The 3,259-nt window shown below is 60.1% G+C and carries 3 protein-coding genes; all 3 read left to right on the forward strand.

What is annotated here, in order from left to right; genetic code table 11:
* A partial coding sequence (locus VNX23_RS11060) for an alpha/beta hydrolase domain-containing protein (RefSeq protein WP_325629934.1) occupies positions 1–363 on the forward strand: 363 nt, incomplete at its 5' end.
* 349 nt (positions 364–712) lie between these two features.
* Complete coding sequence (locus VNX23_RS11065; protein WP_325629936.1) at positions 713–1,654, forward strand: DUF5996 family protein; 942 nt, start codon at positions 713–715, stop codon at positions 1,652–1,654.
* A 131-nt stretch (positions 1,655–1,785) separates the two neighbouring features.
* Positions 1,786–3,045: an alpha-hydroxy acid oxidase gene (locus tag VNX23_RS11070; protein ID WP_325629938.1), complete on the forward strand. Its 1,260-nt coding sequence runs from the start codon at positions 1,786–1,788 to the stop codon at positions 3,043–3,045.
* Positions 3,046–3,259 lie beyond the last annotated feature (214 nt).

Here is a 3,259-nt window from a genome sequence, read left to right on the forward strand (position 1 = left end):
CGGCTTGACAATTTCTACGGTACACAGGTCTGCGCAGTCGATGCTGATGGAAACGAGGTCGCGGGCGTCAGGCTGCCGCCGATTGCTGTGCCGCTCGGGACCTATACTGGATGGAACGTATATCGGGCACAGCCTTGCGAGTTATGCGACCGCGACGGTTCGCTGATCCCGTTTGCTCGCACCAGAACCGACCGCGACGCTGCCGGCGATCCCCGCCCCTCGCTCGAAGAACGCTACGGCAGCCGAGATGCTTATGTCGCTCGGGTCGAAGCCACGGCCGCTGCCCTCGTCGCCGACTATTTGCTGCTTCCCGCCGACGCTGCCGCATATGTTAAAGCTGCAAAGGAATGCGATCGGTTCTAATAAGCGTCAGCCGCAGCGGGCTAGTTTGGATATGGCTTTGTCGGAAGGGATTAGAGATGCGGAAGGGCCTGTTGACCACGATGGGTCTCACTGGTTTGTTAGCGGCCTCCCTTGTCCAAGGAGCTGTTGCTGCACCAATCGTGCCTCCCGCAACTGCAACGGCCCTTCACGGGCCTTCACTTGAACAAGTATATTACTACCACGGTCGACATTACCCATACCGCTACAACAATCGATATTATGCGCATCGAGTTTATCGTCACGGTCATTGGCATTATTATTGAGATAGGCCGTGACAAGCTCCCGCCGGTGCAACCCTAGAAGGACCGCCTCGGTTAGGATGATCGGAATGGATGACGCCGTCACCGTTTGGCCCGATCTACCCTATGCCAGCTGGCGTGAGACGGCCGCAACATTACAGCTCTGGACCCAGATCGTAGGCAAGGTCCGCCTGACACTGACGCCCTGGCTCAACCATGGCTGGCAAGTTCCCCTGTACATCACGGCACACGGGCTTGGAACGTTACCAATCCCGGCCGGCCGTGAAATACTCGAGATCGAGTTTGACTTCATCAGCCACCGCCTCGTCGCACGCACCAGCCAGGGCGGTGAACGGGAGCTGCCACTGGAACCGCAACCAGTTGCCGACTTCTATCACCGCGTCATCGATCTCTTGGACGACATCGGGGTCGCGATCATCATCCACGAGATGCCGAACGAGGTGCCTAACCCGATCCGCTTCTCGGAGGACCGCACCCACGCTGCCTATGACCCGGCTGCCGCCCATCGCTTCTGGCTGGCGCTGGTGCAGGCTGATCGTGTCTTTAAGCTCTTCCGAACGGGCTTCCTAGGCAAGGGGAGCCCCGTTCATTTCTTTTGGGGCAGCTTCGATCTCGCTGTGACCCGTTTCTCCGGGCGGACCGCCCCGCGTCATCCGGGCGGCGTACCGGGGTTGCCCGACGCGGTCACGCGCGAAGCCTATTCGCACGAGGTCAGCAGCGCCGGGTTTTGGCCGGGCAATGAGGCGTTTCCGCAGGCTGCTTTCTATTCCTATGCTTATCCGGAGCCGACGGGCTTCCGCGATCGACCGGTAACGCCGGGTGCCCACTTCGACAAGACGCTGGGCGAGTTCATCCTGCCGTATGACACCATGCGCACGGCCCCGGAACCTGACGCCCTGCTGCTGGACTTTTTGTCCACGACGTATGCGGCCGCAGCGGAGACTGGAGGCTGGGACCGCAAGTCGCTGGAATGTCCGATTGGGATTCCGGGACAGGTGCGCCGGGTCTAGCAGTCTCCGAGCGTCAAGTGGAGCCCGAAGCTTAGGGGACGGCCGATGCAACTCGCGAGCAACGCAATGCAAGGTTCCACGGCAATGATCAGGCGGTTTGGCGGTAAGCTCCGGGGGCGAGGAGGCTAACGTTGTCAACGGGATTGGATCGAGCCATAACCCGCCGTCGTTTCACCCGCTTCCTCGCCGCCAGTCCATTACTCGCGCATTGTGTTGCACCAGCCCTCGCACAGAACATTGGGGCGGCGAGGTTGCCTGACCCGATGGTGTGGGCGCCGCGCCAACTTGACAGTCTCATTTCCGACCCGAAGGAAGCCCTCGACGTATTCGACTTCGAACCGGTCGCCAAGAGGAATGTGCCGCCGGCTCATTTCGGCTACATGGCCACCGGTATAGATGATGAAGTGACGCTCCGCGCCAATCGCGAGGGCTTCTTAAAGTTCCAGCTGCGACCGCGTCGGCTCGTGGATGTCAGCGCGATCGACATGACCGTCGATATCTTCGGCGCGAGGTACGACAGCCCGATTGTGATTGCGCCAACCTCCAGCAACCGGGCCTTTCATCCGGACGGAGAGGTCGCGGTTGCCAAGGCGGCGAGGGCAGGCAATCACCTGCAGATGCTTTCGACGGTGGCAACGACCTCGATTGAGGAGGCGATCGCGTCGCGCGGCGCACCGGTGTGGTTTCAATTATACCCGACGCGAAAGTGGGAGATCGCCGAAGCTCTTGTCATGCGAGCGGAACGAGCTGGATCCCCGGTAATCGTTCTCACTGTGGACGGCCCCTCGCCGGCGAATTGGGAAACTCTTGCGAGGCTACGGCGTACTGATACTCGACAATGCGATGGCTGCCATGGCCGAACTTTTCAGGAGTATGTCGCCCGCAAACCGAATTTCGATGGTATCGATCTCAGTGGCGTGACCGTTCTGAACGCCCCAAACCTAACATGGGATTGGATCAAGCGCTTGCGGGATACCGTCAAGACGAAGATTGTACTCAAAGGCATTCTTGCCTACGAAGACGCGATACTTGCTGCCGCTATAGGGATTGACGGGATTATTGTCTCCAATCACAGCGGGCGTGTGGTGGATACCGGCCGCGGGACCATTGAGATCTTGCCCGAAATTGTCGAGGCAGTCGGTGGCCGCGTACCGCTGCTGGTCGACAGTGGGTTCCGTCGCGGCACAGATATTATCAAGGCTTTGGCCATGGGTGCCCAAGCTGTCTGTATCGGGCGGCCCTACCTATGGGGTCTCGGCGCGTTCGGTCAGCCCGGTGTCGAGCGCGTTCTCGAAATTCTCCGCAACGAGACGCGCGTTGCCATGCAGCAAGTCGGAGCGCCGTCAATCAAGCAGCTCATCCCAGCCATGGTTCAGAAGGCCTCGGCTTAAGCTGAAGGGTCCTGGCTGAGACCGAACGTCCTCGAGGCTCGACAGATCCGACGTGCTTTACAAGTGGACTGCGCCGGCCGGGAGCGGATTACGGTCGTCGCGCAGTTTGTAGAGCAGATCGCCCTCTATCGCCTGACGCGCCGCGGCGATGTCGATCCCAAAAATCCGTGCGGCGTTCTCGCCGAAGATTTTGTTCTTCACCTCAGGTGTCAGC

Origin of the sequence: Bradyrhizobium sp., assembly GCF_035570375.1 — a bacterium.
In the GTDB taxonomy this organism is placed as follows: domain Bacteria; phylum Pseudomonadota; class Alphaproteobacteria; order Rhizobiales; family Xanthobacteraceae; genus Bradyrhizobium.

Coding starts and splice junctions, on each gene's coding strand:
- VNX23_RS11065 (WP_325629936.1), top strand. CDS start 713: ATGGATGACGCCGTCACCGTTTGGCCCGATCTACCCTATGCCAGCTGG.